The sequence below is a fragment of the Deinococcus hopiensis KR-140 genome (genome assembly GCF_900176165.1).
GTDB lineage: Bacteria > Deinococcota > Deinococci > Deinococcales > Deinococcaceae > Deinococcus > Deinococcus hopiensis.
The window spans coordinates 79064-104111 of record NZ_FWWU01000001.1 but is presented as its reverse complement, the minus strand read 5'-3'; the positions used below and the strand labels follow the sequence as shown (position 1 = coordinate 104111).

Annotated in this window: 22 protein-coding genes and 1 pseudogene; 9 read left to right on the top strand and 14 right to left on the bottom strand. The window is 61.3% G+C overall.

Annotated elements, in window-relative coordinates:
- Positions 1–434: 434 nt before the first annotated feature.
- From B9A95_RS00470 to B9A95_RS00445, 6 genes are read right to left on the bottom strand one after another with little or no spacing between them, the layout of a single operon-like run.
- Positions 435–1034, bottom strand: a complete 600-nt coding sequence (locus tag B9A95_RS00470; protein ID WP_245808066.1) for a hypothetical protein — start codon at positions 1032–1034, stop codon at positions 435–437.
- Positions 1035–1082: 48 nt separating this feature from the next.
- Positions 1083–2390 (bottom strand): ABC transporter permease, encoded by a 1308-nt coding sequence (locus tag B9A95_RS00465; protein WP_084045009.1) that lies wholly within the window; start codon positions 2388–2390, stop codon positions 1083–1085.
- On the bottom strand, positions 2387–3130 hold the full coding sequence (locus B9A95_RS00460) for an ABC transporter ATP-binding protein (protein ID WP_245808065.1): 744 nt from the start codon (positions 3128–3130) through the stop codon (positions 2387–2389). Before B9A95_RS00460 ends, B9A95_RS00465 begins: the two co-directional genes overlap by 4 nt.
- Positions 3127–4521 (bottom strand): efflux RND transporter periplasmic adaptor subunit, encoded by a 1395-nt coding sequence (locus B9A95_RS00455; RefSeq protein ID WP_084045008.1) that lies wholly within the window; start codon positions 4519–4521, stop codon positions 3127–3129. The genes B9A95_RS00460 and B9A95_RS00455 overlap by 4 nt, the downstream gene beginning before the upstream one ends.
- Complete coding sequence (locus tag B9A95_RS00450) at positions 4518–5552, bottom strand: TolC family protein (RefSeq protein ID WP_084045007.1); 1035 nt, start codon at positions 5550–5552, stop codon at positions 4518–4520. Before B9A95_RS00450 ends, B9A95_RS00455 begins: the two co-directional genes overlap by 4 nt.
- The gene (locus tag B9A95_RS00445; RefSeq protein WP_084045006.1) at positions 5549–6907 is read right to left on the bottom strand and encodes a TolC family protein; all 1359 of its coding nucleotides are present in this window, start codon (positions 6905–6907) and stop codon (positions 5549–5551) included. The genes B9A95_RS00450 and B9A95_RS00445 overlap by 4 nt, the downstream gene beginning before the upstream one ends.
- A gap of 164 nt (positions 6908–7071) precedes the next feature.
- Between B9A95_RS00445 and B9A95_RS00440 the strand changes: the two genes are divergently transcribed.
- Positions 7072–7755, top strand: coding sequence for a response regulator (locus tag B9A95_RS00440; RefSeq protein ID WP_084045005.1), 684 nt, complete (start codon positions 7072–7074; stop codon positions 7753–7755).
- Entirely contained in the window at positions 7752–9008 is a 1257-nt protein-coding gene (locus B9A95_RS00435) for a HAMP domain-containing sensor histidine kinase (protein WP_245808064.1), read from the top strand. The genes B9A95_RS00440 and B9A95_RS00435 overlap by 4 nt, the downstream gene beginning before the upstream one ends.
- A 237-nt stretch (positions 9009–9245) precedes the next feature.
- Here the strand turns inward: B9A95_RS00435 and B9A95_RS31255 are convergent.
- The 5 genes and pseudogenes from B9A95_RS31255 to B9A95_RS31245 all read right to left on the bottom strand — a co-directional run.
- Positions 9246–9407 (bottom strand): annotated as a pseudogene (locus B9A95_RS31255) (IS6 family transposase); the annotation flags it as partial.
- Between the two features lie 269 nt (positions 9408–9676).
- On the bottom strand, positions 9677–10015 hold the full coding sequence (locus B9A95_RS00430) for a hypothetical protein (RefSeq protein WP_084045004.1): 339 nt from the start codon (positions 10013–10015) through the stop codon (positions 9677–9679).
- Between the two features lie 1134 nt (positions 10016–11149).
- Complete coding sequence (locus B9A95_RS00420; protein ID WP_084045002.1) at positions 11150–12442, bottom strand: hypothetical protein; 1293 nt, start codon at positions 12440–12442, stop codon at positions 11150–11152.
- A gap of 911 nt (positions 12443–13353) precedes the next feature.
- Positions 13354–14766 carry a hypothetical protein gene (locus B9A95_RS00415; RefSeq protein ID WP_139806317.1) on the bottom strand — a complete coding sequence of 471 codons (1413 nt, stop codon included), beginning with the start codon at positions 14764–14766 and terminating at the stop codon, positions 13354–13356.
- A gap of 162 nt (positions 14767–14928) precedes the next feature.
- Positions 14929–15207: a hypothetical protein gene (locus B9A95_RS31245; RefSeq protein WP_139806316.1), complete on the bottom strand. Its 279-nt coding sequence runs from the start codon at positions 15205–15207 to the stop codon at positions 14929–14931.
- 526 nt (positions 15208–15733) lie between these two features.
- Here B9A95_RS31245 and B9A95_RS00410 point away from each other — a divergent pair.
- The 5 genes from B9A95_RS00410 to B9A95_RS00390 all read left to right on the top strand — a co-directional run bounded on the left by B9A95_RS00410 (position 15734) and on the right by B9A95_RS00390 (position 19285).
- On the top strand, positions 15734–16060 hold the full coding sequence (locus B9A95_RS00410) for a thioredoxin family protein (protein ID WP_084045000.1): 327 nt from the start codon (positions 15734–15736) through the stop codon (positions 16058–16060).
- An 82-nt stretch (positions 16061–16142) separates the two neighbouring features.
- Positions 16143–17777 carry a hypothetical protein gene (locus tag B9A95_RS00405; RefSeq protein ID WP_139806315.1) on the top strand — a complete coding sequence of 545 codons (1635 nt, stop codon included), beginning with the start codon at positions 16143–16145 and terminating at the stop codon, positions 17775–17777.
- The gene (locus B9A95_RS00400) at positions 17774–18304 is read left to right on the top strand and encodes a hypothetical protein (protein ID WP_084044998.1); all 531 of its coding nucleotides are present in this window, start codon (positions 17774–17776) and stop codon (positions 18302–18304) included. The genes B9A95_RS00405 and B9A95_RS00400 overlap by 4 nt, the downstream gene beginning before the upstream one ends.
- Positions 18305–18479: 175 nt before the next feature.
- Positions 18480–18890: a transposase family protein gene (locus B9A95_RS00395; RefSeq protein ID WP_084045069.1), complete on the top strand. Its 411-nt coding sequence runs from the start codon at positions 18480–18482 to the stop codon at positions 18888–18890.
- Positions 18891–18898: 8 nt separating this feature from the next.
- On the top strand, positions 18899–19285 hold the full coding sequence (locus B9A95_RS00390; RefSeq protein ID WP_245808063.1) for a transposase family protein: 387 nt from the start codon (positions 18899–18901) through the stop codon (positions 19283–19285).
- Between the two features lie 21 nt (positions 19286–19306).
- Here the strand turns inward: B9A95_RS00390 and B9A95_RS00385 are convergent, their stop codons facing one another.
- The 3 genes from B9A95_RS00385 to B9A95_RS00375 all read right to left on the bottom strand — a co-directional run bounded on the left by B9A95_RS00385 (position 19307) and on the right by B9A95_RS00375 (position 21406).
- Positions 19307–19804: a hypothetical protein gene (locus B9A95_RS00385; protein WP_139806314.1), complete on the bottom strand. Its 498-nt coding sequence runs from the start codon at positions 19802–19804 to the stop codon at positions 19307–19309.
- A 47-nt stretch (positions 19805–19851) separates the two neighbouring features.
- Entirely contained in the window at positions 19852–20463 is a 612-nt protein-coding gene (locus B9A95_RS00380) for a histidine phosphatase family protein (protein ID WP_084044995.1), read from the bottom strand.
- Between the two features lie 259 nt (positions 20464–20722).
- On the bottom strand, positions 20723–21406 hold the full coding sequence (locus B9A95_RS00375) for an IS6 family transposase (RefSeq protein ID WP_084045068.1): 684 nt from the start codon (positions 21404–21406) through the stop codon (positions 20723–20725).
- Between the two features lie 182 nt (positions 21407–21588).
- Between B9A95_RS00375 and B9A95_RS00370 the strand changes: the two genes are divergently transcribed.
- Together B9A95_RS00370 and B9A95_RS00365 are read left to right on the top strand one after the other, a co-directional pair.
- A complete protein-coding gene (locus tag B9A95_RS00370; protein WP_170928342.1) occupies positions 21589–22995 on the top strand; it encodes an AAA family ATPase in 1407 nt (468 codons plus the stop codon).
- Positions 22992–23561 carry a TerD family protein gene (locus B9A95_RS00365; RefSeq protein WP_084044993.1) on the top strand — a complete coding sequence of 190 codons (570 nt, stop codon included), beginning with the start codon at positions 22992–22994 and terminating at the stop codon, positions 23559–23561. The genes B9A95_RS00370 and B9A95_RS00365 overlap by 4 nt, the downstream gene beginning before the upstream one ends.
- Positions 23562–25048 lie beyond the last annotated feature (1487 nt).

Genomic DNA, 25048 nt, shown 5'->3' with positions numbered 1-25048 from the left:
CAAGCGGGGGAGTGTCGCCCTTCCCTTCAGAAGGCCTGTGCAGTGCGGGTAAGCCAGGTGCAGCCTGGACAAGCAGGGTCGCCCTCCACGAAACCAGTCAGGGATGAAAGCAACTGAGTCAAGCGGTACGGTGGACAGCGGATCCTTTCTGGGAAGTGAAAGCGCTTGAGCACGCCTGTCGTAGCGTCGGATACACAACAAAAGAGTCAGGCGGATTCCGCTTGTATTCCTTACAGATGTAACGTGCTGACGCCGCGCCAATCAGAAACGCCGAAGACGCTCTGGGTTATGCCCAGAGCGTCCTTTCTTTGTATCGTTCTCCTCAGCCGGTCCGGTTCGTCGCTCAGGCAGATTCGGCGGAGTGATCAAGGTACGGGCAGAGTTTCCTCAATGGTGGCCTTCGGCGGATATCCCTCTCCAGCCCTACATCACCCTTACTTTTTCTGAAGTGCGCTGATGTACTTCTTGAGCTCGTCTGCTCCACGTCCCTGCTTGAAGGGATTGAACTGGCCTGGCTGCCCCCCCTGGCCGTTTTGGCCCTGGGCATTTTGTCCGCCCGGCCGCCGCCCGCCTGCACCGGGCAGAAAGCCGCCGGGTACGCCGGGAATACGGGCTCCCGCGCCCTGGCCGCTCTGCCGCCTGGCGCGCTGCGCCTCACGTTCCTTTTCCGCCTTCAGCATCGCAGCGTCCAATGCCGTAAGTTGCTTGTCAGTCAGGATTTTGTCCTCGATCTGCGTGAGGTACTTTTTCGCGTCGTTCGGCTGCACCGCGCTGGCTTTTTGCAGGGTGGTGAGGATGGTGAGTAGGCTCTTGGCCTGGGCTTTGGTGAGGGCGGTGGCCTTGTTCTTCTCCAGGTCGGGGAGCAGGCGCACCGTCTGAGAGAGGTCCAGAATGGGCTGCATCTGCTGCATCCGGGCGCGCATCTCGGGCGTCATCTGCCGCTGACCGGCCTGCCCACCTCCCTGTTGTGCACTGGCGAGGGTCAGGGTAAAGGGCAGGGCGAACAGCAGGGTACGGGTGTGGTTGAAGCGCATGTCGAACTCCTTAGGGGAAAAGGGGAAGAGGGTTGGAAGCGGACGGTCCTACTCGTAGCGGAGGCTGTCCACCGGATCGAGCCGGGCCGCACGGGCGGCGGGGTAGTACCCGAAGAAGACGCCCACTACGGCGCTGAAGGCGAAGGCAACGAGCATCGGCGTGAGGCTGAAGACGGGGGCAATCCCGAAAGCGTTCCCGGCGTAGGCGGCGGCTACGCCCAGCAGCAGGCCGATTACTCCACCGCCCACCGAGAGCAGGCTGGCCTCCACCAGGAACTGCGTGAGGATGTCGCGTGGCTTGGCTCCCAGCGCCTTTCGCACGCCGATCTCGCGGGTGCGCTCGGTGACGGACACGAGCATGATGTTCATGATTCCGATGCCGCCCACGAGCAGGCTGATGCCCGCGATGGCGCCCACGAGCAGGGTCAACGTGGTGGTGACGCTGCTGAGGCTCTCCAGGGCATCGGCCTGGTTCTGCACCTGGAAGTCAAGGTTCTCGGGGTCGGTTTGTTCGTGACGAACGGCCAGCAGATCCGTCACGTCTGCCTGCAGCTGCGTGAGGTCCTTGGCGTCGCTGGCCTGGAGGTAGACGTTGCTCACGGTCGGTTGCCCACGCGCACTGTTGGTCCGCGAGAAGCGCCGGAGGTAGGTACTGAGGGGAATCAGCACCTGACTGTTGGCGTTGCCAAAGCCGCTGTTGCCCTTGTCGGGCAACACGCCCACCACCGTGAAGCTCACGCTCCCCAACCGCAGTTTTTGCCCTACCGGGTCCGCGTCCTCGCCAAACAGGTCGGTGACCACCTGCGCGCCGATCACGGCCACCCGTTTTCTGCCGTCCACATCGGCCTGGGTGAAGTAGCTTCCGGAAGCGACCGGACTGTTCCGGACCGACTCATAGGCGGGCCAGGTCCCCACCACCGAGACCTGCGTGTTGTTGCTGCCCATCTTCGCCTGAACGCTGGTCTGGGCGGACGGCGCTATTCCAGCAACGCGGGAACCAAAAGCGGTCGCAAGCACCTCGGCATCTTTGACCGTGATGGTTTGACGGGGACCAGACCGGACCAGGCTTCCGCCCGGACCACCGCGGGCGCTCTGCACGGTGAGCAGGTTGGTGCCCAGGGACTGAAGGTTGCGCGTCACGCCCGCGGTACTGCCCTGCCCGATGGCGGTGAGGGCGACGACAGCCGCCACGCCGATGATGACGCCCAGGGCTGTCAGGACCGAGCGCATAGGCGTTCCAACAATGGCTCTCCAGGCGATGGTGAGCGCCCCGCCCAGGCCAATGCCGCCTCCCCGGCGCATGGGTGGAGCGCTCGCCGTGGCGGCTGCGGAAGGGGTGGAGTGGGTGACCGTCATGCGGGCGCCCCCAGATCTGCGCTTCTCCTGTAGGGAATTTGCCGAGTATCACTTTCGATCAGGCCGTCCCGCACGCGGACCACCCGCTCGGCGTACGCCCCGATGTCCGGCTCGTGCGTCACGAGGACCACGGTGGTGCCCTCGGCGTGGAGTTCGGAAAACAGGCCCATCACCTCCTCGCTGGTGCGGGTGTCGAGGTTGCCGGTGGGTTCGTCGGCCAGCAGGAGGCGTGGACTGCCGGCCAGGGCGCGGGCGACCGCGACCCGCTGCTTCTGCCCACCGCTGATTTGAGAGGGGAGGTTCCCCGCTTTGTCCGCCAATCCCACCCGCTCCAGGACCTGCAACGCCCGTTCCCGCCGTTCGCGGGGCGGCACCCCAGCGTACGTGAGGGGCACCTCCACGTTCTCCAGCAGGTTCAGTCGGGGCAACAGGTGAAACGCCTGGAAGACAAACCCGATCTCGATGTTGCGGGCCTCCGCGCGCTCGTTCTCGCTCAGCGCCGTCACGTCCTGTCCTCCCAGCAGATACGTCCCGCTACTGGGGCGGTCGAGCAGACCGATAATCTGCATCAGGGTGGTCTTGCCGCTGCCCGAAGGTCCCATCAGGGCCACCATCTCGCCCTGATTGATCTGTACGCTGACGCCCTTCAGGGCCTCGAAGACCACGTCGCCCTGCTCGTAGACCCGGCGAACGTCGCGAATGTCCACGACGGGCACGGCCACAGGGGGGCCCTGCGTCACGGCGCTCCTCCGAAACCCCCAGGCACGCGCCTACCCACACCGCCGAAACCACTGCTCGGGCGAGTGGATGAAGCGCCAGAAGCTCCGGAGGTCCCGTTCCGGGCGCTGCCCGGCACCATCACTTCCTGCCCGGCTTCCAGGCCTTCGATCACGACGGTATTGGTGCCGTCGGAGGGCCCGGTCTGCACGCGGACCCGCTCGGGTTCCGCTCCCTCACCCTCGCCAGGCACTTGTACGTAGCTGCGGGACCGGACCGTTTCGATGGCTCCCGTCGGCACCAGGAGGCCCCTGGCTTCGCTCTGAATAATTTCCGCCTCGGCGGTCATGCCGCTGCGCAGTTTGCCCTCCTCATTGCTCAAGCTGACGGTGGCCGTAAAGACGCTAATGCCATTGGATTGGGTGGCGCCCGGCGAGACGCGGATCACTTCGCCTTCGAACGTCTCTCCGTCGTAGGCATCCAGGGTCACTTCGGCCGCCTGACCGACCTGCACGCCCGCAATCTCGGTCTCGTCCACCTGCACGGGGAGGTTGAGGGTGGCGTCGTCGATGATGGTCAGCAGCGTCGCGCCGCTCAGGACCACAGTCCCTTCGGTCGCGTTCACGGCGCTCACCACCCCGCCGATGGGGGCGTACACCTTGAGGTCCGTTCGGGCCTTCTGCGCGGTCTCCAGGGCTGCCTGAGCTTGCTGCACGGCAATCTGCGCGCTCCTCAAGTTCTCGGCGTCGCTGCTGCTTCCGGTTTCAGCTTGCGTCTGAGCCGCCGTGAGGCTGGCTTGGGCGCTCTGAAGGGTCAACCGGGCCTTGTTGGCAGTATTGCGGGCGTCATTCAAGGCCTGTCCACTCACTGCGCCAATCGCGTAGAGCTGCTCCTGCGCGTTCAGGGTACGCTCGGCCTCCGTGAGCGCCTGGCGAGCATCGGCGACGTTGCCTTGAGCCTGAGTCACGCTGCTCTGCCGCCCGGCCCGGCTGGAAGACTGGCCCGCGCGCGTGGCGTCCAGACTGGCCTGTGCCTTGCGGAGATTCAGCTCCGCGGTCTGAACATTTTCTTCCACCTCGTCGCTGTTGAGGGTGGTGAGGAGCTGGCCCTTCGTGACCCGCTCGCCCACGGCGGGAACCTGGCCCACCGTGGCCGTGAGGTCTGCGCCCACGGTCCGGGTGGCGTTCGCTTCGAGGGTACCAGGACCGCTGACGCTGATCCGCACGGTTCCGGGCCGGACCGCCTGGGTGGTCACGGTTTGCGTTTCGGTTACCGTCTGAGTGGTCCGCGTGCGGTTGTAGTACACCCCGCCGCCCACGCCGCCCAGCAGCAGCAGGCTGGTCACGACCCAGGGCCAGCGCTTGCGGCGCTTCCCGGGGCGGGAAGACCGGGCGGCCGCAGCAGGCGTGGTCATAGGTTGCCCCCAATGCCGGTCAGGTTCTGCCCAGCAGCCACGGAAAGGGCCGCGAGGGCTTCGAGCACGTTATTCTGCGCCTGCAATCGGGCGTACTGGGCTTTCTTCAGCGCCAACTGACTGTTTTGCAGCTCGACGGCGCTAATGGTGCCGCTTTTCAAGCGCGCAGCATCCTGGGTGTAGGTCTTCTGAGCGGCGGCTTCGCGGCTCTGGGCGACGCTCAAAAGCTCCTGACTGTTCTGCGCGCTCTGGTAGGCGCTGGCCAGCGTCTGACCTGCGCTTTTCTGAGCGCTGTCCAGGCTGCGCTGCGCGTTGGCCAGGGCTGTGCGGGCATCACTCAGGGTGCGCGCAGGCGTGAAGTCATTGTCCGCCAGCTTCACCGCGAGTTGCTGAGCGGCCACATCGTTCGTGGACGAGATCACGCTGCTGAGTTCCGGCAGACCCTGCTGCAATTTCGCCAGCGTGGTGGACAGCTTGGGGACGGAACTGATGCCCGAAGCGCGAACTCCACTGCTCAACCCGGTCAAGGTGCTGAGCTTGGCGCTGGCCAGGTTAACCTGAGCACGGGCGTCGGCCAGGTTCTGCTGGCTGCCGGAGAGGGTGTTCTGGGCGTTTTGCACGTCCAGCGCGGTGGCGTTCTGCACCTTGAGCTTGACCTGCGCGACCTGCACCGCCTTCTGATCCACCTGCACCTGTAGGGTCTGGAGTTCGATGTTCTCCTGCGCTTCGAGCAACGCGGTGTACGCGGTAATGGTGTTTTGGAGGGTGCTCAGCCGCGCGCCGTGCAGCTGCGCCTCCGCCTGCGCCTCACTGCTCCGGGCAGAGAGTTTGGCGGCCGCCAAGGTGCTGGGATCGGCCTGCGCGGCCTTGTTGGCCGCCTGGGCTTTTTGCAGGTTGGCCTGGGCGGTCTTGACGTCACTGTTGTTGGTCAGCGCAGCGGTGACGGCCTGAGTCAGGCTGACGGCACCCTGGGCACCAGCGGTGGAAAGCAGCAGGGCAGCGGTCAGGAGCAGGGGAGAGAGGGTTTTCATGCGGGGCCTCCAGCGGCGTTTTGCAGTTGAATGAGGGTGGTCTGGGCGGTGGCGCGGGCACTCAGGACATCGCGCTGTGCTTGCAGGAGGTTGAGTTCGGCGGCTGTCACGTCGTCGGCAGTACCCGTCCCAGCCTCCAGCCGGGTGCGGGCCGCGTCCAGGCCCGCCTGGGCCACCTGAACCTGCGTTTCGCGGCTCTGAATGGCGATCAGGCTCGCCTGCAGGGCGCTGTAACGCGTCCGCACGTCAAGTTCCACGTTCTGCTGAGCGGTGCTCAGCGAAAGCTGCGCCTGGGTCACCGTCGCCTCGGCCGCCGAAACCTGCGCTTTCACGCTCGGCGAGTAGATGACGTAACTTCCGCTGAGGCTGGCCGTCAGGCGGTTGACCGTGCTGCCGGACGTCCCCACCGGCAGGGTGTAGGCGGCGCCGACGGTTCCCTGCTTGAGGTTCAGGCTGGCTTGCAGGCCGCCCGTGCCTGGACCGTAGCGGACGCTGGCGGTCACGTCGGGCAGGGTCGCGTCGCGCCGCTGCGTCTCCAGGGCTTCCTGCGCTGAGGCGAGGGCGTTCTGAGCCTCCAGGACTTCGCGGCGCCTCATCCGGGCCTGGGTGACGAGCGCGGATACATCCGGCAGGGTGAAGGCCCCCTCGGGCAGGCTGCTGAAGCTCACCAGGCTGAGGTCCTGGCCCAGGGCTGCACCCAGGCTGCGCCGGGCGGCGTCCAGGTTGGCAGCGGCCTGGAGTTGTGCGCCCTGGGCCGCCTGCACGTTCGCTTGGGCGCTGAGCACGCTCTGGGCGGTGGCATTGCCGTTCTCCAGCTGCGCCTGCTCGACGGCAAGCTGGCGTTGCCGCAGGGCGAGGGTTCGGTCGGCGAGGGCCACGTCCTGGGTGGCCACCACACCAGCGAGGTACTGCTGAACGGCGTTCAGGCGGGCTGTGCCCTGTGTCTCACTGGACCGAGCGCGCGCCAGCGCCAGATTGCGCTCGGCGCTGCGCAGCCCTGCCTGGCTGCTGGACCAGGGCAACAACCCCAGCGAAACGTTGACACCCACGTTGCCATTCAGTGTGGACGCCGTTTCGGTGCCGTCCGTAGCCAGGTTGGCGCCCGCGTAGCTTGCGTTGCCCGTCACACTGACCGTCAGGCCCAGGGCGCTGCGGGCCGCCCTGAGGTTTTGTTCGGCGGTCACGACGCTCAGTTGGGCCTGGGTCACGCTGGGGGCCTGAGCCAGCTGAGCGAGGGCGGCTTCGAGGGTCAGGTCACGGGGGGGCTGGGCGAGAGCCGCTCCGCTCAGGGGAAGGCCAACGCTCAGCGCCAAGACGCGCGGCCAGCGGACGGGGGGAGGGGAGGCAACTCGCATCGACTGAGTCTTTCAGCGGTTGTCGAAGGTACTGTGCACCTTTTTCGAAGATTTGACGAAGACGCCTGCGAATTGTCCTGCAGCACGAAAATTGCTCCAAGACCTCAAAAAACCCCTTGTGCATCTTCGCAATGCCTTCACAGACCTTCCATACCATGGAGCAGATGAGTGCCCTGATCCTGATTGTGGAGGACGAGCCGCAGCTCGCGGAGGTGTTGGAAGCCTATGCACAGCAGGAGGGCTACCGCACTGAACGGGCTGGAGACGGCAACGTCGCCCTCACCGCCTTTCGGGCGAGCCGACCGGACCTGATCCTGCTGGACGTGATGCTGCCGGGCCGCAGTGGTCTGGAGGTGCTGAAGATTGTGCGGGGCGAGGGCGCCACGCCCGTGATTCTGGTCACCGCCCACGCCGAGGAAACCGACCAGATCGTGGGCCTGGAACTGGGAGCGGACGACTACGTGGTGAAGCCCTTCCGGCCCCGCGAGGTGATGGCCCGGGTCAAGGCGGTGCTTCGCCGGACCATCACGGCCTTGCAGGACACGGGACCGCTCCTCCGGGTCGGGCCACTGGAAGTCGACCGCCGGGCGGTGGAGGTCCGGGTGGGTGGGCAGCCGTTGGCCCTGACGCCCGCGGAATTTCGCCTGCTTGCCCATATGGCAGAAGCCCCAGGACGGGCGTTCACTCGAGAGGACCTCTTGGCGGCCGCTTTGCCAGACAGCGACGCGTTGGAGCGGGTGGTGGACGCACACCTCGCCAGCGTGCGGCGCAAGCTCGACGGGTGTGGAGCCGGAGGGCTGCTGCGAACCGTTCGGGGCGTGGGATACCGGCTGGAGACGCAACCTTGAAATTTTCATGGCCCCCGGTGCGCCGCGGCCCCAGCCTGGCCCTGACGCTGCTGGCGTCCATGCTGCTGGTGGTGGCGCTGTCGGTGGGTCTGACGTTCCTGTTCTCGAACTTCGCGGTGCGGCGGGAAGTGGCGCGGTTGCCTCCCGAGGTGCAGGCCTACCTGCGCGCCCGTCAGGAAGCCGAGCGCCGGGGAGAGCCCCTGCCTCAGCCCCCACCTCCGCCCAGCCGCGCCCACAGTGAACGGGCGGCGGAAGCGGAGGCTGCCATGGCCCAGGCGCGCCGCATCGCCGAGCGGCGCAAGGGAAGCGGGCGCTTTCCCGTGATGCTTAGCTCCCGTACCCAGAGCTTTGTGCGGGATGTGCAGCGCAGCCTGGTGCACGGCGGGCTGGTGGCGGCCGCACTGGCCGCCCTGCTCAGCCTGCTGATCGCCAGGCGGGTCTCGCAACCGCTGAGTGCCGTGGCGCAGGCCGCGAACCAACTCGCTCGGGGGAATCTGGACTCCCGCGCTCCCGTGCTGCCCGGGGACCGCGAGGTGGCCGACCTGGCGCGAACCTTCAACGAGATGGCCGACAACCTGCAGATCTTGGAGCGAGAACGGCAACAGGCGGTGGCGGACATCGCGCATGAGCTGCGCACACCCATTTCCATAATGCAGGGGCGGCTTGACGCCCTCGAAGACGGCGTATACCCGCTGGATACCCGGCAGATCAAACTCCTGAGCACCCAAACGCAGCACCTGACCCACCTGGTGGGCGACCTCCGGACCCTCACGCTCGCCGATGCGGGCCGTCTGGTGCTGAACCTGCAGCCCACGGATCTGACGGCACTGGCAGACAAAGTCGTCTGCGACCTGACTGACCGCGCTGCTGCGCGCGGCGTCACCCTGCACCTGGAAGGTTCCCCTGCTCCCCTGCAAGCGGACCCGGAACGACTCCGTCAGGTCACGCTCAACCTCGTGGAAAATGCCCTGATCCATTCTCGTAGCCGAGTGAACATTGGAGTGGAATGCAAGAGCGGATTGGTGCGGCTGCATGTCGACGACGACGGCCCCGGGATTCCTCCAGCCAGCCGCGAGGCGGTATTTACCCGCTTCACCCGTCTGGACGAAAGCCGCTCGCGTCACACCGGAGGCAGCGGCCTGGGCCTGGCGATTGTCCGCGCCCTCGCGGGAGCACACGGGGGCGACACCACGGCAGGCCTCAGTCCCCTGGGTGGTGCACGCCTCACCGTCACCCTCCCAATAAGGAGGTGATGGCGTCCGTACCCGTCATCTCCGCCCACGCGCAGTTACCGCCACTGCCAGGTGCTTTCCTCGCGCGACATGATGCCCCACTCGCCGCTGGTGAGGTTGTCGGCTTCCGGCAGAGTCTCTTTGATCAGTATTTTTACCCTCCAGGCGCATTTTTTCCGGCTATGAAGGTGCAACTCCTGAGGGTTCTGGCAACTTAACCTCGGCGGGGCCGAAGGATCCCAGCAGGCGGCTTGATTCTCAAGCCGCCTGCTGTATCGCCTCTCGCCAGCGAAGCAGGGCTGCGGACGGATGGCTTCGTCCGAGGGCGGCGGGGACCGTGGTCCGGGTGTGACGGTGGAGGTTCGAGACTCGGGCGTGCAGGGCCAGGAATTCTTGAGTCCGTTTTTGTCGTTTGAAGCCGTAAGAAAGCTATCTAGTAACCATGAGTAACTATTAGATTTACTCCACAATTGCTATAATTCCGTTCAAGTTGGAATTTATGAAGCCCTTTTGGAACAAAAACGTAATAAGATAGTGGTTCGCTATCACGTTTTATCTCAAAAAATATTTCCTTCTTTTCTTCGCCGAGATAAACTGCAGCCTCACATCCTGACATTAATCTCCCAGTCATCTTGAAGAATGCGCCTTCTGATCGCAAACGAGCTAAGTCATCGGGTAAGTTGTAAATATCAGTCCTCATACCGCCTTCTGAGAATCTTATAATCGTCACCCACCATCCGGATGAGTTCGTAGGGGGTCGTGACGACCTGATCGTCATCTGGGCAGCCCAGGAGGAGGAACTTGGTTTCCAGGGCCAACAGGATGTCCGTGTCGATGCCGCGTGGGCGTCCGAAGTCGGCGGCGAAGCCTTCAATGTGGTATTGCGCGCCGCCGATGGTGAATTCACTCGTCCACCGCTTGCTGAGGGGGTTGTCCTCGTCGATGCGACTCTGGATGCTCACGATCCCCAGCTGAGCGACAAACCGCTCATCGGTGTAGTGAGGCAGGCGCTGGATGGACTTATTCAAGAGACTCTCCTGAGCTGTTGTTGTTTCTTTTGTTTTTAAAAGATAAAAGAAAACAACAACAAGGGGGGAATGCATACGTGTACTGGACGAGAAATTTTGAGTTTTCCCCCCCAAAGATCCCGATAATTTGCCCTCCAATCCCCCAAAGTTCCCGATAGATCATGCGTCTTATTCCCCAAAGTCCCCGAGGGTTTAGCTCAAAGGCATATTTTCCGAGAGCTAGCGTCCAGAACACGGTTTTCTCTGAATACCCCAAAGTCCCCGATAGTTTTGCTCCCAACTCCCCCAAAATCCCCGATAGCTCGGGCTGAGGTGTATAGAACATCAGAAGTCCCTCCACAACGGTTTTATTGGTTCAACCAGACAGAGATGCTCTGTCAATCCCCCAAACTTCCCGAGTTGCTGGTGAAAAGCGTGGTCAGCCCTTTGTGTGGCTTGCCTCAGACTTCCACCTTGTCAGCAGAATCCAGCATGACCCGGCTTAGGCCAGAGCTTCTGGAGTGGTCCTGGGCGAGGCCATGAACTGTCCCGGCTCGGTGCCGAGGTCACGGATGGGGAAGCCGCCCTCGCCTCCCGGTTGAGGTGGTGCATCAGCAGACGCCCTGGTGTCTCGATCCGCTGGCCCTTCGCGCGCCACTTCTCCAGCCGTTTGATGCAGCGCCGCACTGTGGGCACGCCCAGGCGAACCAGGGCTTTGTCATAGCCGACGGCCGCCACCGCCTGCGTTTCCTTGTCGTCGTGAATGGCGATGTCTACCTGCAGGTGTACGAGAGGTGTTGCCGCAAAGGGTAGGTATACGGCCTGTACAACAGAGCAGGCCCTCCTACAACAACCGGTCGAGCTTCTCCGTGATCGTGACTGTGGGTGGTTCTGTGGCCACGATCGTTGGACTTTAAAGCTGTGTTGGACGATTGCCGCCGCTCTCTTGAATCACCAGGGGCGAACACGCTCTGTTGGGGATGAAGGCTCGCCATCTGAATATATAGAATCAAGGGGCAATAGGGGATGGCGCCCTCCGTGCTCTTCTTTTGCGCCGTTGACTCTCTTCCCTACCTGGTTTTGTGGGTTGTTCAGTTTGGTGTTACATCTGTGCCTCTTTGCTGGAGAACTGCAGCGCCTGAGCGGTCGCTAGAGCTAGGCCACGAACTGTCCTGGCTCGGTGCCAAGGTCGCGGATGGGGAAGCCCGTGGCGGCCCTCGCCTCGCGGTTCAGGTGGTGCATGAGGAGTCGACCAGGCGTGTCGATCCGTTGACCCTTCGCGCGCCACTTCTCCAGCCGCTTGATGCAGCGCCGCACGGTGGGGATGCCCAGGTGGACCAGGGCCTTGTAGTACCCGACGGCTGCCACCGCCTGCGTTTCCTTCTCGTCGTGGTGAATGGCGATCTGCACCGCGAGTTCCCAGATGGTCGGATTGCTCGTTCGTAACCTGTCTATACAACTCCCCAGGGTGTTGTCATCGAGATCAATACGGTCTCCAGCCCTTGAGATTAGGGCGGCACTGTCAATCCAGCCCAGCAGCTTCTGCCTCGCGTCCTCGGCGCTCTGGTGGTCTGCGGAAGCCCCTCCGAGGTGACCGGTGAGTTTTCCACAAGTCTTCCCTTGTTTTTGAGTAGTTAAGGGGCTTCTTTTTGTCCCGTCATCTTGAGAGGTGCTGTCTGGGACGGCTAAAAATATATCCAACTCCTGAACGCTCTCCGCCCAGAACGCCTGCTCCAGGTCCACCGGCATCTCCGGCTCGTACAGCGCCACCGTGAACAGCGTGGCGACGTTACGCCGGGTCTGAGTGCCCTCCTCTTCCCGCTGGACCTTCTGGGTACGGATGAACAGGTGGGCCAGTGGGTGCTCCAGGGCACGGTAGAAGGTCGCCGGGGACATACCGCACTCGCAACGTGCGAAGCAGTACCGCTCCCCGTCCACGATCTGCACGACCTGCTCCCGGACCTGTGCGGGCCTGCCCGCCTCGTCCACCTTGAGGTAGCAGTGCTTCCGTAGCTCCTCGACGATCCGCTTGAGGTTGCGCCCCTGAGAGGCGTAGAGCTTCCCTCCGGCGAGGCTGGTGGTGCTGACCGATTCGAGAACCTGGCTCCACTCACGGCCCACGCTCCGGCTGAGTTTGGTCAGATGCTGGGTGGGTGCCCAGGGGAACGTGATGGGCTGAAAGGTCTTCTGCGGGCGGTAGCCGGTCATGACAGGCTGGGCGCGGACGCTCTTCCGGTACAAGCCCAGGGTCTTGAGGGATTCCTTCGGGCAGACAGGCGCGCGGGTATTGCTGGGGGAACTTCCCACAAACAGGGGGAGCTGGGACTTTGGTGCAGCTTCGGGATGACCGGCCAGGAGAGCGGCAGCTTGAGCGGCCAGTTGTTGCTTCCGAGCGGCTTCAGTGGCCAGCACATCCGCTTCGATGGGCCGGCGTAGGGCAGCCGTCACAAAAGGCTCCCTGAGGGCTGGAGAACAGCCTTGAAGACTGGGGATGAGCTGTAAGTTGTTCTGGCTTGCTGTTGGGCCTTCTCTGGGCCTCTCGTGGGGCCTGCTTCAGGAGGCAGGGGGACGCGTTCTGCTTGAGGGGGGAAGGCGGTGTGGGCGAGCGCCTTCCAGGATGAGCAGGTAATCACGAAAGCTCCTCTTGATACAAGGGGACCTTCTCGGTACGATGACCTTGCTTTTTGAGGTCACTCTACCGAGCGTTCGAAGAAGTTCCACTGGCAGGTGGGACTTCTTTGCTTTTGGGTTGTAGCGGCCAGGTATGGGTGGGGATGGTCCTCCTCGGGTGACGATGGTGCGCAATGGATAAGAATTTGAGCGCGACAAGGCAGTGTAAAGGCCGAAAAAACGCCACTTGTCAAAAAACGAGGCTGAGCGGGGACTGTGAAAACAGCGTGCAGCGGTAAGGGAGATGGACCGTGCAAAACCTTGCTTTTTTGTTGTCCTCAACGTCTTTTGGCTACTCGCGGCTTATCTGAATTGCGTCAGTCAGGTGTCGGTTTTTTCTACAAGTCGCGTCAGTCAGGTGTCGCTTTTTTCTGCAATTTGCGTCAGTCAGGTGTCGGCCGCAGAGTGCAAATCGCGTCAGTGAGGTGTCGGTTTTTTTACAATTTGCGTCAGTCAGGTGTCGGTATTTTTGACAGACGCGCCATGAAGTGGGGGATGAAATGCCCGTTCTCCAGAAAATAAGACACCAGCAGACCCGTTGCTGCCGTGTCACACGTCTGGGTGTCCACGGATATTGCGTCAGTCAGGTGTCGGTGTTTTGACAAGCGACCCAGCCTGGCCCTGCCAGTTTCGCCTGGTACAGCGCTGGACTCTCCCCAAATAAGGCGTTTTGCGTCAGTCAGGTGTCGTTAGGCCACGGTGTCGGCCTGAAGGGCGGCAACGGAGCGGAGCAGTTCCTCAGCGACGGTGATCTCCACGAAGCATTCCAGCCACACCCCGAAGAACTTGTGCGTGCTGGCCGCGTCGAGGGCCGCTGCACTGCCTGGCTCATAGCGCCAGCCTGCATGGACGCCCAGGGTCGTGAGCAGGTCGAGGGCCGCTTCAAGGCGCTCAATGGCCCGGTGGTGGTTGCGGTGTTCGCGCATCTCGAGCACTTCAGGCATCACCGAGGCACGGGTGAGGAGGGTAGCAACGTGCACGAGGCGTACGTTGCCCGGCGCGTCGCTTGTCTCGCGGATGAGGTACGTCAACTCGGTGCCGATCTGCTTGGTCCACACGTTGGTTGACGAATTGGCCGGGAGCTCCACGAGGCCACGGAAGATAGGCGCGTACGTGCGTGGAAAGTAACGTGCCCAGTCGCCCAGGACGATGGTCCACGAGCTCGGCACCTCCTGACCGTCAATAATCTTCGAGCGCCCCCGCTCCATCACCGCGAGCACGCGCTTACGCGTTCCCTTCTCGTCCTTGCCTCGCGCGTCAGGCATCGTGAGCCAGAGACGCTCGAGATGAAAGAGGCTCTCCGTGCAGCGCACAATGTCGCGCGGACGCACACTGCCGTTGGGGTGCGGCTTCAGGCCCAGAGCCCGCGCGAGTTCCGCCGGTTGCACGGTCACCGGCGCGAACACATCGTCGCGCTCACTCTCGAGGACCTTCGCCGTGAGGAGCCGCCAGACGTCCGAGGTACGGGGATCGAGGCGCTGAAGGTGCTGGCGCAGCACTTCGGGCGTCGTCTCCTTCTCGAAGTAGTTCAGCACCAGGCCGTCTTCGAAGGCCTCCCGGTACTGCAGGGTCGTGCCGTCCCAGCCTGTTGCGCCGCGCGTGGCACGGTCAATGAGGACGCTGGGCTTGTTCGCCAGAGTCACCAGGTAAGGCGGTGGCGGTGGCGGCGCATCAGGAGCGCTTTTGACCGGGGGCAAGGCCGTGGGCGGCAAGTGACCGGCTGCGACGGAGGCCATGACCACCCATTTGGGGACGCGCGACGGCAACTTCAGGTGGGCGCCCAGTGCCGCGACGAAAGCCACCCGCGACTTCCACAAGAGTTTTTGCACGCTGTTCCCGGCGCGAATTCTGGTGTCTGGAAGGAGCGCTGCCACCTCACCCTCACCGAGCCGCGTGGCGTGCGCGTCGAGCCATGCGAGGGCCGCAAAGGCAGTGTGCTCTTCCGAGAGTGCAGCTTGAGGGTCCGCGGCGGTCGGGTACGCGCTCGCCAGGTTGCCTGCCTCCAAAGCTTCGCGCCGCGCTTCGTCCCGGCCAAGGCGGCGCAGCCACAGCGAGATAAAGGCGGCCCGGTCAGAGTCGCTGGGTACAGCACGCCGTGGCATGGCCCGATTGTAGAGGCCACGGAGGCGCGCCGCTCCCCACTGGACTTGAATAGCACTCATCGCAGCGTCCGGTAAGCGTAGGAGCCAGAGTACAGATGTGGCGGAGTCAGGGGAACGAACCGAGCTGTTCTCGGAAGTGCAAAGTTATGGATAGCACCCACGCTATAGGACACGGTACTGGATACCCTCTCCGGTCAGGTGCATCTCATACAACTTTCCTCTTTTATCGCTGACTTTAAAGGCAGTATTTAAAGGAATACCACGATGAAGGGCACAAAAATAGAGTTTTTCTAATTTTGAGGCTATATTTTTTACTGTCGAATTTATGGTATCAGCAGGATAACTGCTATACTCTTCGATTTTTACCACAAGAAAGTCGATATAAATGGCCAGTTCGACTATTTCGTTCAGCAGTGATTCGCCGTCAGGCCCCATTTCCACACATGTTATTGTCTCTCGTCGGGCCGTCGCCATAACTGGATGCCTCCTCTAAGTGAAGAATTAGCACTGTCAGCAGCGGGCTCGCGCTGTCTGGTGGTCGTTCAACTGATGATCAAGTCCATGCCCCATGGTGTTCCTCTTCTGCGCTGGACGTCCTGGGACCCTCCGAGGGTAAACGGCCCGTTGCATCTTGACTCAACAAACCTGTGACACCAGCCCAACAAAATGCCAACAAAGCCCGAACAGTGGGAGGTGGCATGCTACCTTTTCCCAGCCAGACAGCGGGGAATAGTATTCTGCGGTTCGCCCCTGCTTTGAGGAGGAACATCATGCTGCATAAATTACTGTCCGTTTTGCTGCTGTTAATTGCCACCACCGCAGGCGCTCAATCCTTGCAGGGAGACGACCTCCGAACGGTAGGAGCGGCCTCTACTCCCGTTTGGGAATGCCATAACCACTGCCCTGATGAGCCCTGAAGCAAAGGCCTTGGACAAAAACATCACCGTTTCTATAAAAGAGGAACTCTATGGTTGAGCTGACTGATCAGACCTTTCAGGCGCAGGTGTCCCAGGGATTATGGATTGTGGATTTCTGGTCTAAAACCTGCGCGCCCTGTCGGGTGGTCACCCCTATTCTGGAAGATCTGGAGCGCGAGTACGGCCAGATCAAGTTCGGTGCTGTGGAGGCAACGGAAGAACTTCGTACGGCTCTTTCCAACCGCGTTATCAGCTTCCCCACCGTGATCTCCTATGTGAATGGTCGTCCAGTCAGTGTGCTCCATGGAGCTCAACCTGCCCGGGTCTTCCGATCCCGGGCCGAGGAGCTGTTGTCTTATCTCCCAACCCATGCTTGAGTCTCTGAACACCATTTGTGCTGAAGAGCTGAGTTCACCTCAGCGGTGGGCGCAGTGGCGGGTTTCTGAGCGCAGCCGCCAGGTGTCTTTTCTGGATTCCGCCCGCAAGGTGCTGCCTTTCGGCACGGAAATGGCCCATCTTCGGGGAGCCACACTGCTCGAGTATGCCGGGCACTGGGACGAGGCTCTGGAAAACCTGAAAGTATGCCTGCTCAGCCAGAATGTGGCCATTCGGTCCTACGCGCTTGCGCTGATGGTGTTCAACGAGGCAAAAGCACGCCGCACTGCTGGACCCCACGATGCGAGTCTGGTCGATCCAGCGGTCGATACCCTCCTTGAGGTGCTGAGTGCCCTGCGATCAGGGCGTGACAGTTCGGACTTCTCCCTGGAGGCTGAAGTGTTCGTGTTGTACAACTTGTGCAGCTTGTACACCATGTCGCGCCACTACCGCAAAGCCATGCAGGTGGCAGGAGAGGCCATCTATATCAGTTTGCCGCTCAAGACGACGAACCTGACGTCAGCTGCGCGCATGAGCTACGCGCTCGCCGCACTCAACATTGGTCAGACGCATGAGGCCCTCCAGGAATACCAGCGGGTCATGAACATCCCCACCGCCAATGGGCGTCAGAAGCTGCTGGCCGCACTGAACTGCTGCACGCTCCACGCAGCGCATGGCGAAGACGTCAGCGCCGCCCGTCTGATGGACCGCGTGCGCGAACAGCACGGGGACGGCGAAGAAGTGCGGATCACGTGGCAGTACCTCCGGGCGGTGGACGGCCTCCTCCCTCCAGACGAGCAGGTGTACAGCTGCTCGGAAGGGGATACGGAGCGCTTGACCCGGGCGCTGCAACTGCTGGTTCAGTCCACTGATCCCCGCAACAAGGGCCTGCTTGCGGACACCCTCGCGGAACTGAAAAACTGGCAGCCCAGGAGCCAGTTCTCCGATGCCGTGGCCCAGTGGATACAGAGCAGTGCTCTTCTCAAACAGGGAAAGCCCTTCTTGGCCGCCCAGCGCCTGGAGTTGGCCCAGCCCCTGTATCCACTGGCGCAGGTGCTGACCCTCGCGACCAAGATCGAGATCGCGCTTCATCCCGAAGGGGTGGAAACCGAACCCCTGGCTGACCTCGCCCGCCAGGTCCAGCGTGTCCTGAGGACCGCCGCGTCACCGGAGGCCCGGAACGGCCTGGCGGAGAAGTTGGCGCTCTGGCAACCTCTGGCTGCGGCCTTTGTGGCCATGTCGCCCTACTCGACGAGCGAGCTCGTCGATGCCGCGATGCCGGCGATCTTCGTGGACGGCAAACCCATTCAGGTTCATGGCGTTCCCGTTCCTTCCAGACTGCCTTTCGTGCAATTGTCGTTGGAGGCGTTTGGCATTGAGGCGACGGTTCACCGGGACCAGTCGGTGGAGCGGGAACGAATGAATTCTGCGCTGACCGTCCCGTGGGGGCAAGGCCAGCGGAGGCTGCCCGTCGTTCCCCCTGCGTTGCTCATTTTTCACTATGTGCGTCTGGCTGAGACGGAAGGGCCGCTGTGGCGAATGGCAGGACGGGAACTTGCCAATTCACACGGCCTGATTCCCGTCACCATGGGGGCAAATTTACGGATGGAACGTCTCCGTCTTTCTGAGCTTCTGGCCCAGCTCCTCGATGAGCAAATCACGACGGTGCAGTTCCGCCAGCAATTGAGCATGTTGAAGCAAGGGGTCAAAACCGCATGAGCCGTCTGGAAAAGTTACAACGTCGACTGGAAGCCATTGAGGAACTGGAAAAGAACGCCACGCCATCGGAACGGGTCTTTTTACAGGAGACCCGCGCACGGTATGAACGCGCGGCGCTGACCTCCGCTCAGAGCGGCCCGCAGGAGCAGAATGCGGAGGCGCTCGCCCGTTCGCTCGACCAGGGAATCCATGGGCTTCATTCTCTGAACTACCAGCTCTCCAAGCCGGATCTCGACCCGTACTGGGTGACCTACCTTCAGGATCAGGTGAAGCGCTACGAAGTGGGCATCCAGCACCTCAGGGAGCAGCTCGACGCGCTCGGCCATGTCTATGTCCCACCCATCCCGGATGAGCCGAAAATGCAAGCCGAGGAAGAGCGGGAAGGGGTAGAGGAACGGTTGAGAGAGCGGGAGACGCTTCTCGAATTGACTCAGGCGTGGGCGGAGCGTCACGGTACGGACGCGCAGGTGGCAGGCGATCTGAAACGTTTGGCGGAGGAAATAGAAGGATTACGGGCCCGCTTATAGCGGGAGGGAACCTAAAATTGCACGACCAGACGTCATAGAAGCGGGGCGTTACGCGCTACGGTACACGGTCTACCATCCTGCACTTCCTGGTGTTGCTGGGCTTACTAGACCTCTTGCGAAAGTCGTAGGCTAAGCTGGGAGGGTGGAGCGAGACCGTCTGACACGCACGCTGAAGATGAATCGCAAGCAGTTCCGTCGACGCACCGGGGTCTACCCGGAAACGTTTGCTGAGATGGAAGAGGTGCTGACCCTACGCGAAGGACAGAAAAAGAAATCAGGCCGCCCCGCCGCGCTCAGCGTGGCGGAACAACTGCTGATGACCCTGGAATTCTGGCGCGAGTACCGGACCTTCGCCCACCTGGGTGACGACTGGGGTGTGCACGAAGCCACCGTGCATCGCACGGTGGAACGCGTGGAAGCGGCTCTGATTGCCAGTGCACGGTTCCAGCTGCCCAAGAAACGCGTGTTTCAGGAAGCACAACTCGTGTACAGCATCGTCGCGGTCGATGCTTCCGAAGTGCCCTGTGAACGGCCCAAAAAAAGCAGCGCGCGTGGTACAGCGGCAAGAAAAAGCGGCACACCCTGAAATTTCAGGTGCTGATGTGCACAGTGACGCAGCGCATCCTGGGCACCGCCACGAGCGCTGGGGCGGTTCATGACCTAAAGCTGTTTCGTCAGTCAGGCGTTCGTTTTCCTCACCAAACGGCGCTTATTGGAGATGCAGGGTATCAGGGCCTGTGGAGAAGCCACAGGCACGCCCTTACCCCCCATAAGGCGACGCAGGCGTCGCCTCTGTCCGCGGAGCAGCGCCAGGACAACCGTGTCCTCGCGCATACCAGGCAGGCAATCGAGCATATGATCCGTCGCATGAAGATCTTCCGTGTGCTGAAGGGCGTGTACCGACATCGGCGGCGTCGGTTTGCACTCCGGGTTCAGCTCATCGCAGCGCTGTGCAACCTCACCCAAGCCTGCCGATCGTGACTTTCGCAAGAGGTCTACTGATCAGGGCAGCGGCCTCCCACCTCTCAGCGGGAAGGGGTCCAGAAACGCGAGCGTCCGCCCGTAGAGAAAGCCCGTGGCGACAAACATCAGTGACATGAGGCAGGCCACGAAGCTGACGAAACATCCGACGAGTGGAGCAATCAGGAAGGCCAGCGGGTCTGAAGTGCTGGTGGCGGGCACAAACTCCTGGGCAGCAGCAGCGAGCCCAGGCCAGAAACCGGAAGTCACGGCGATGAATACCCCGTGGACAATCACACTGATGGGGGAAGTGGTGGACCTGGCCTTGTTGAGGTTCGTCCGAAACAGGCACATCATCAGGTACTGAATAAAGATGCCGAAAAAGGCTTCTTGCCAGTGGATCACGAACTGGCCGTAATAGGCCTCGGGAGGGGGACGGCTGGTCGTGTAAAAGCCCAGCCGTCCCAGGACGCAAGCGACCAGAACGCCCACGAGTGCCGCGTCGATCAGGGAGACGAACACCCGCTTGCCTCGCTTCACGGCCTGCTCCTTGCCTCGTCGCGAGGCGTCTCCGTGGGTGTACGCGTTCACTGAACGGAGTCGGCCGCGAGGTGCGGCTGTTGATTCACGCCGAGCACCAGCAACGTATCCCTGGACGCGTTGAACTTCACGGTCGTGAACCCGGTGTCCCCAAATTCGAACCAGAGACGGCTGCCTCCCGTCAGTTCCCGCAGAGCAGCATTCAGAATGCCTCCATGAGCGACCACCAGGAGATGCTCACCTTCATATTGAACCAGCCGCTCGACCGCGACGCCTGCACGGCGGTGGAACGCCGCCTCAGATTCCCCTCCGTCCCGCGTAAAGGGCTCGAAGCGTCCGCGGGAGCTGGGAACCGGGTATTTCCTGAGTGCTTCGTCGTGTTTCAGACCAGCGAGTGGACCGTTGTCGAACTCCATCCAGTCTGAATCCGTCAGGAGTTCCAGTCCCAGGACATTCGCCAGGATGGCGGCGGTTTCGTGAGCCCGGAGAAGTGGGCTGCAGACAATCCTGCTGAACCCAGGCTGGCGTGCATGCCAGTACTGCGCCAGACGGTGCGCCTGCTCGCGCCCAGTTGCTGTCAGCGGAGCGTCGTAGCGTCCTTCATGCACACCTTCGTCATCTGCTCGGGAACGTCCGTGCCGGAGGAAGGTGATGTGCATACTGGCATCTTACTTTCGCTTCTGGTTAGGCGAGATGGCAATGCTCCCCAAGGTGGCAGCGTGACGGCCAAGGCCAGGAGGAGGGAGGTCAGGGTGGGGAGAGGGATCGGGGATGGGGGAAAGCGATTATCCTCGTCGTATATATTATTTAGCAAGCAGACAGGCAAGAACGGTTGTGGCAATTTGTTGGCCTCAAGGAAGCAGAGGGGAACCGAGTACGCAGACGGCCTGAAGTTCAGCCCGCCTGTTGCACGACCTGCTACCGCGTCCTAAAGGCTTTTTCTTGGTAAAAACGGCGTTGAGGAGCAGGGAGAGTGGAGCGAGCGGAATGGTGAAGGTTCGAGACTCGAGCATGCAGGTCAAGGAAGCCCTGTCCTCGTTGTCTTGACCTGCAACCTCGCTGCTGACGTTCCTGCCGTCGTGTGGGACGGTGGGATTGCTCGATCAGGTTGTTGCAACGGGCGGTGGAGATCACCTGGACGTGCTCCACGCTGTGAAGCAAGGGGAGCTCACGCAGGGCCGCACCATCGCTCCAGAGTTTGTCGGTGTGGATGATCTCCGGCACGTCGTACTCCAACAGCGGGTAGAAGAACGATCTGGCGGCCTTTGTGTCTCGGTGTTGCTGCAACAAGACGTCCAACACGGCTCCGTGTTCGTTGACTGCCCGCCATAGCCAGTATTTGACGCCGCCGACCTCCACGCACATTTCATCAAGGTGCCACCGGGAACCACGACGTGGTTCCCGGTGGCGTACACCTTGGACGAAGAGGTCGCTGAACTTGATGCACCACGTGCGGACGGATGCACGGGTCACGCAGATGCCCCGTTCCAGCAGAAGTTCTTCGACATCGCGGGAGCTCAAGGTAAATCGGTGGTAGAGCCACACAGCGTCCCCGATGACCGTCAGGGGGAACCGGTAGTCGGAGAGCTTCTGACCACTCAACACCGCGTCACCCTACCCCAACAACTTGCTACAACCGTGCAAAGCTCCTCTGAAACATGCTCGGTCACGCCTTACGCACGGGCATACACCCAATGGATCAGCTGGCTACTCGATCTTCCAACAGGGACAACCGTGAGATCAGCAGTCATTCGATCAGGCAAAGCTCCGCTAATATTTTCTTCATGAATCCCATTCACACCCGGGCTCAAGAGATCGCCGCTCACATCGACGCCTATCTCGCGCCCGTAGCAAAAGCCAAACTCTGGAAAAACGAGGAATATTCAATTGAGGCGGATGCCTACGTCCACGCCCTCGGTCTCATGAGTCACCTCTTCTACGCGGACCAGCACCTGCATACCAAAGAAGTGGACCTGGCCGAAGCCTTCTTAAATAAGAAGACACGGACTGAGACAGTAAAAGCCTTGAGGGAGTTCACTGAAATGTTCAAGGCTGTTGAGGACTCAGAAGCTCTTCCCGAATTCCTGAAAGCATCCCTCATGTACGACGAAAGTCAACAAAAGGGTACAACTCGCACCTTAATTGGTCTTCTCGAGCAGTTTGGCACACTGTGCATTGCAGTAGATGGGAAGAAAACAGAGGAAGAAGTCCGCGCCCTGAGTCAATATATCCTCCAGCTGATCGAAGCAAGTGAGAAGGAGCGCTTGATCATTCGAGCGACACTCGCCAAGACCGTGACTGCAAGCTCGTCTGCGCAGAACCCGCCCCCTCCCAAGGAACGGACGCTGGAAAGTCTCCTCGATGAACTTCGATCAATGGTTGGCCTTGCCCGTGTGAAGGAAGAAGTGACAGCTGCGACGAATTTGGTTCGTGTCCGCCAAATGCGCGAGCAGATGGGCCTTCCTGCCATGCCCATGAGCCTTCACATGGTGTTCACCGGCAACCCTGGTACAGGGAAAACCACTGTTGCACGCCTTATCGCCCTCATTTACAAAGAACTTGGCCTTCTCGAAGAAGGACACCTCACAGAAGTCGACCGCAGTGGCTTGGTGGGAGGCTACATTGGAGAAACGGCCATCAAGGTACAGAAGGTCGTTCAAAGCGCCCGCGGGGGCATCCTCTTCATTGACGAAGCGTACGCCCTGAAAACCGACGGGCACGACTTCTACGGGCAGGAAGCCATCAACACCCTACTCAAAAGCATGGAAGACCACCGCGACGACCTCGTCGTCATTGTCGCTGGCTATACCCAGCAGATGGAAGCCTTCCTCGAAACGAACCCTGGCTTGCGATCCAGGTTCAATCGTTACATCCACTTCGACGACTACACCGGCGAAGAACTCCTGAATATCTTCCAGTACATGTGCGCAAGCAACGGTTACACATCCACGCAGATCGCCGTGTACCAGCTCAAATCCCATTTTTCGAGCCTCTATGCCGAACGCGACCAAAACTTTGGCAATGCCCGCACCGTCCGAAATATCTTTGAGACGATCCTGAAGCACCAGGCGGGACGTGTGGTCACCATCAATCAGCCAACCGCCGATGATCTCTCGTTCATAGATCTAGCAGACATTGCATGGCTCTTCGAACGACCAGCCAAATCGCTCGCTGAAAGGGGCCGCGCATGACCATTCAGCTGACTTCGGGCAACAACACTTCTCTTACCGCAAATCATCCAGGCCTACAGCGCGTCCAGGTAGGCTTAGGATGGAACTTTCCTGAAGGTAGTGAACCTTTCGATCTCGACGCGAGTGCTCTCCTCGTTCAGTCCAATGGCCAAGTCCGGAGTGATAACGACTTTGTATTTTATAATAATGCTGAAGATATCGATATGAGCGTCCGCTACGGTGGCGATAGTCTCAATGGAATTGCAAGTGGAGATGACGAGGTAATCGTCATTGAACTCAACCGAGTTCCCGTTGAGATCTCCAAGGTTGTCTTGTGTGCCACAATCCACGAAGCGGTTGGGAGGGACTTTAGTAATGTGAATGGAGCCTACATCAGATTGCTAAACCTGGAGAATAGTGAGGAAATAGCACGCTTTGACTTACAAGAGAACTTTCTCGGCATGACGGCCATGCTATTTGGGGAAGTGTATCGGCACAACGCCGCATGGAAGTTTAGAGCTTTGGGAATGGGTTTAGAAGGTGGCTTACGTGCTTTGGTATCGAGTTTTGGAGTGAATGTCGACTAAAATCTGGTGGTGGCATAGGTTGTGCAAGTTCTGAGAAGGACACTTCTTAAGGTGGAAGCATGAGTGATGACAAGGACGCTGCAGCCCAATCCGAGGGTGAACCTCGGATTCTTCCTCCGCTGCCACCGCTTCTCAGTGACGAGGAGCGGGCCCGAATCCACGCTGAGGAGCTCCAGAGAAAACGCACACTTGCTCAATCCCGAGCCGATGAACGGGCCCGGGCCTCCAAGGAGAAGCTGGAGGCATCAATCGCGAGGAATACGGCCATCAGGGAGAAGTGTGCAGAAGAGGCGGCCCAGAGAAGGCAACTCGATCAGGAGCGGCGCGCGCAGTTCACAGTACAAGACCGACGTAGAGAGGATGTGGTGGTCCGGGTGATTCTTATTGCCCTTGTCCTCGCCGGTGCTTGGGCCCTCCGCGGCTTTCTCCCACGTTTCGGACAAGGGAAACCATCAAATGCTGCCTCAACAGAAGCAACACCCGTTGTTCCCCCTGATCCGCCGCGCAATGCCACGCTGGCGGTCCAACCTGCCGACCTGATTCGGGAAGAGTGCCTCAACAATCTTAGGACGAAAGTTGAGGCTCCGAGCGCGTCCTACGACCCAGAAAACTTACCTGCATTCGCGGATGGCCGTTGGTCGTGGCACAGCAGCGTGGGGGAATTCCTGAACGGGGCCGAAGTCCAGCGTCGCTTCACATGTTCAGTCCAAGGGGAGACATTGGACACGGCAACTGTGCAAACGAGCCTGCGCTGAGAGAACCGTCATTGTCACCGCCTTCTCAACGGGATCGCTTTGCTTGGAGGCTGGCCGCCGTCATCATCCTGGCTGGAGCAACACCCGCTAACTGGCCTGGGCGAAGTCAGGTTCAGCCGGAACCACGTCAGCCCGTTGAAGGAAGCAGATCAGGAGGGGCCAACTGCGCAACCAGTTCAGACCAGTAAGACGCTGCATCCCTCTGTAGATCACCCGGGGCAGCGAAGCTTAATTCGCAGGGCACTTGTCGGCCTGCCCCCAGCCACCTTGCCCCTGGTCTCTCCTCTTCGTGCTTTCTCCAAGCCACCGAGGCGCGGCTGGACGGTAACGAACCTCCACGCCGGACCACTCCAAGTGGGTGACGGGCTGCCGCCCCGGCCAGTCAGCGCAGGCGCTGGACGTGATGGGACTGGCGGCCTCTGGCCGCTCCGCCCACTTCGCCGCGCCCTTCAGCGGCGAATACAGGCGCTTGCGCCGTGAAGTGGACCGCCTTCCAGCTCCACGCCCTGCCTCTCCCACCTTCCAGACGAGGCCAGGGACTGGAATGCGGTAAGAAATCCAGCGGGCGACCGTGAGGAAGCCCGCATCTTTGGATTTCTGGTTTCCCGGCGCAGTTTGCCGGGAAAACCGCATGGAAGGCCGCGCAGGGCGGCGCTTCCTCAGCGATGACAGAGAAAGACAAACGACGGCGCAACACCAGCCAAGAAGTTGGGGGGACCGTGGAAAAATGCA

Bases quoted from the DNA above. Each gene is read 5' to 3' on its own strand.
- B9A95_RS00470 (WP_245808066.1), bottom strand. From the start codon at position 1,034: ATGCGCTTCAACCACACCCGTACCCTGCTGTTCGCCCTGCCCTTTACC.
- B9A95_RS00365 (WP_084044993.1), top strand. From the start codon at position 22,992: ATGACCATTCAGCTGACTTCGGGCAACAACACTTCTCTTACCGCAAAT.
- B9A95_RS00415 (WP_139806317.1), bottom strand. From the start codon at position 14,766: ATGCCACGGCGTGCTGTACCCAGCGACTCTGACCGGGCCGCCTTTATC.
- B9A95_RS00380 (WP_084044995.1), bottom strand. From the start codon at position 20,463: ATGCACATCACCTTCCTCCGGCACGGACGTTCCCGAGCAGATGACGAA.
- B9A95_RS00455 (WP_084045008.1), bottom strand. From the start codon at position 4,521: ATGACCACGCCTGCTGCGGCCGCCCGGTCTTCCCGCCCCGGGAAGCGC.
- B9A95_RS00410 (WP_084045000.1), top strand. From the start codon at position 15,734: ATGGTTGAGCTGACTGATCAGACCTTTCAGGCGCAGGTGTCCCAGGGA.
- B9A95_RS00370 (WP_170928342.1), top strand. From the start codon at position 21,589: ATGAATCCCATTCACACCCGGGCTCAAGAGATCGCCGCTCACATCGAC.
- B9A95_RS00445 (WP_084045006.1), bottom strand. From the start codon at position 6,907: ATGCGAGTTGCCTCCCCTCCCCCCGTCCGCTGGCCGCGCGTCTTGGCG.
- B9A95_RS00395 (WP_084045069.1), top strand. From the start codon at position 18,480: ATGAATCGCAAGCAGTTCCGTCGACGCACCGGGGTCTACCCGGAAACG.
- B9A95_RS00465 (WP_084045009.1), bottom strand. From the start codon at position 2,390: ATGACGGTCACCCACTCCACCCCTTCCGCAGCCGCCACGGCGAGCGCT.
- B9A95_RS00450 (WP_084045007.1), bottom strand. From the start codon at position 5,552: ATGAAAACCCTCTCTCCCCTGCTCCTGACCGCTGCCCTGCTGCTTTCC.
- B9A95_RS00400 (WP_084044998.1), top strand. From the start codon at position 17,774: ATGAGCCGTCTGGAAAAGTTACAACGTCGACTGGAAGCCATTGAGGAA.
- B9A95_RS00440 (WP_084045005.1), top strand. From the start codon at position 7,072: ATGAGTGCCCTGATCCTGATTGTGGAGGACGAGCCGCAGCTCGCGGAG.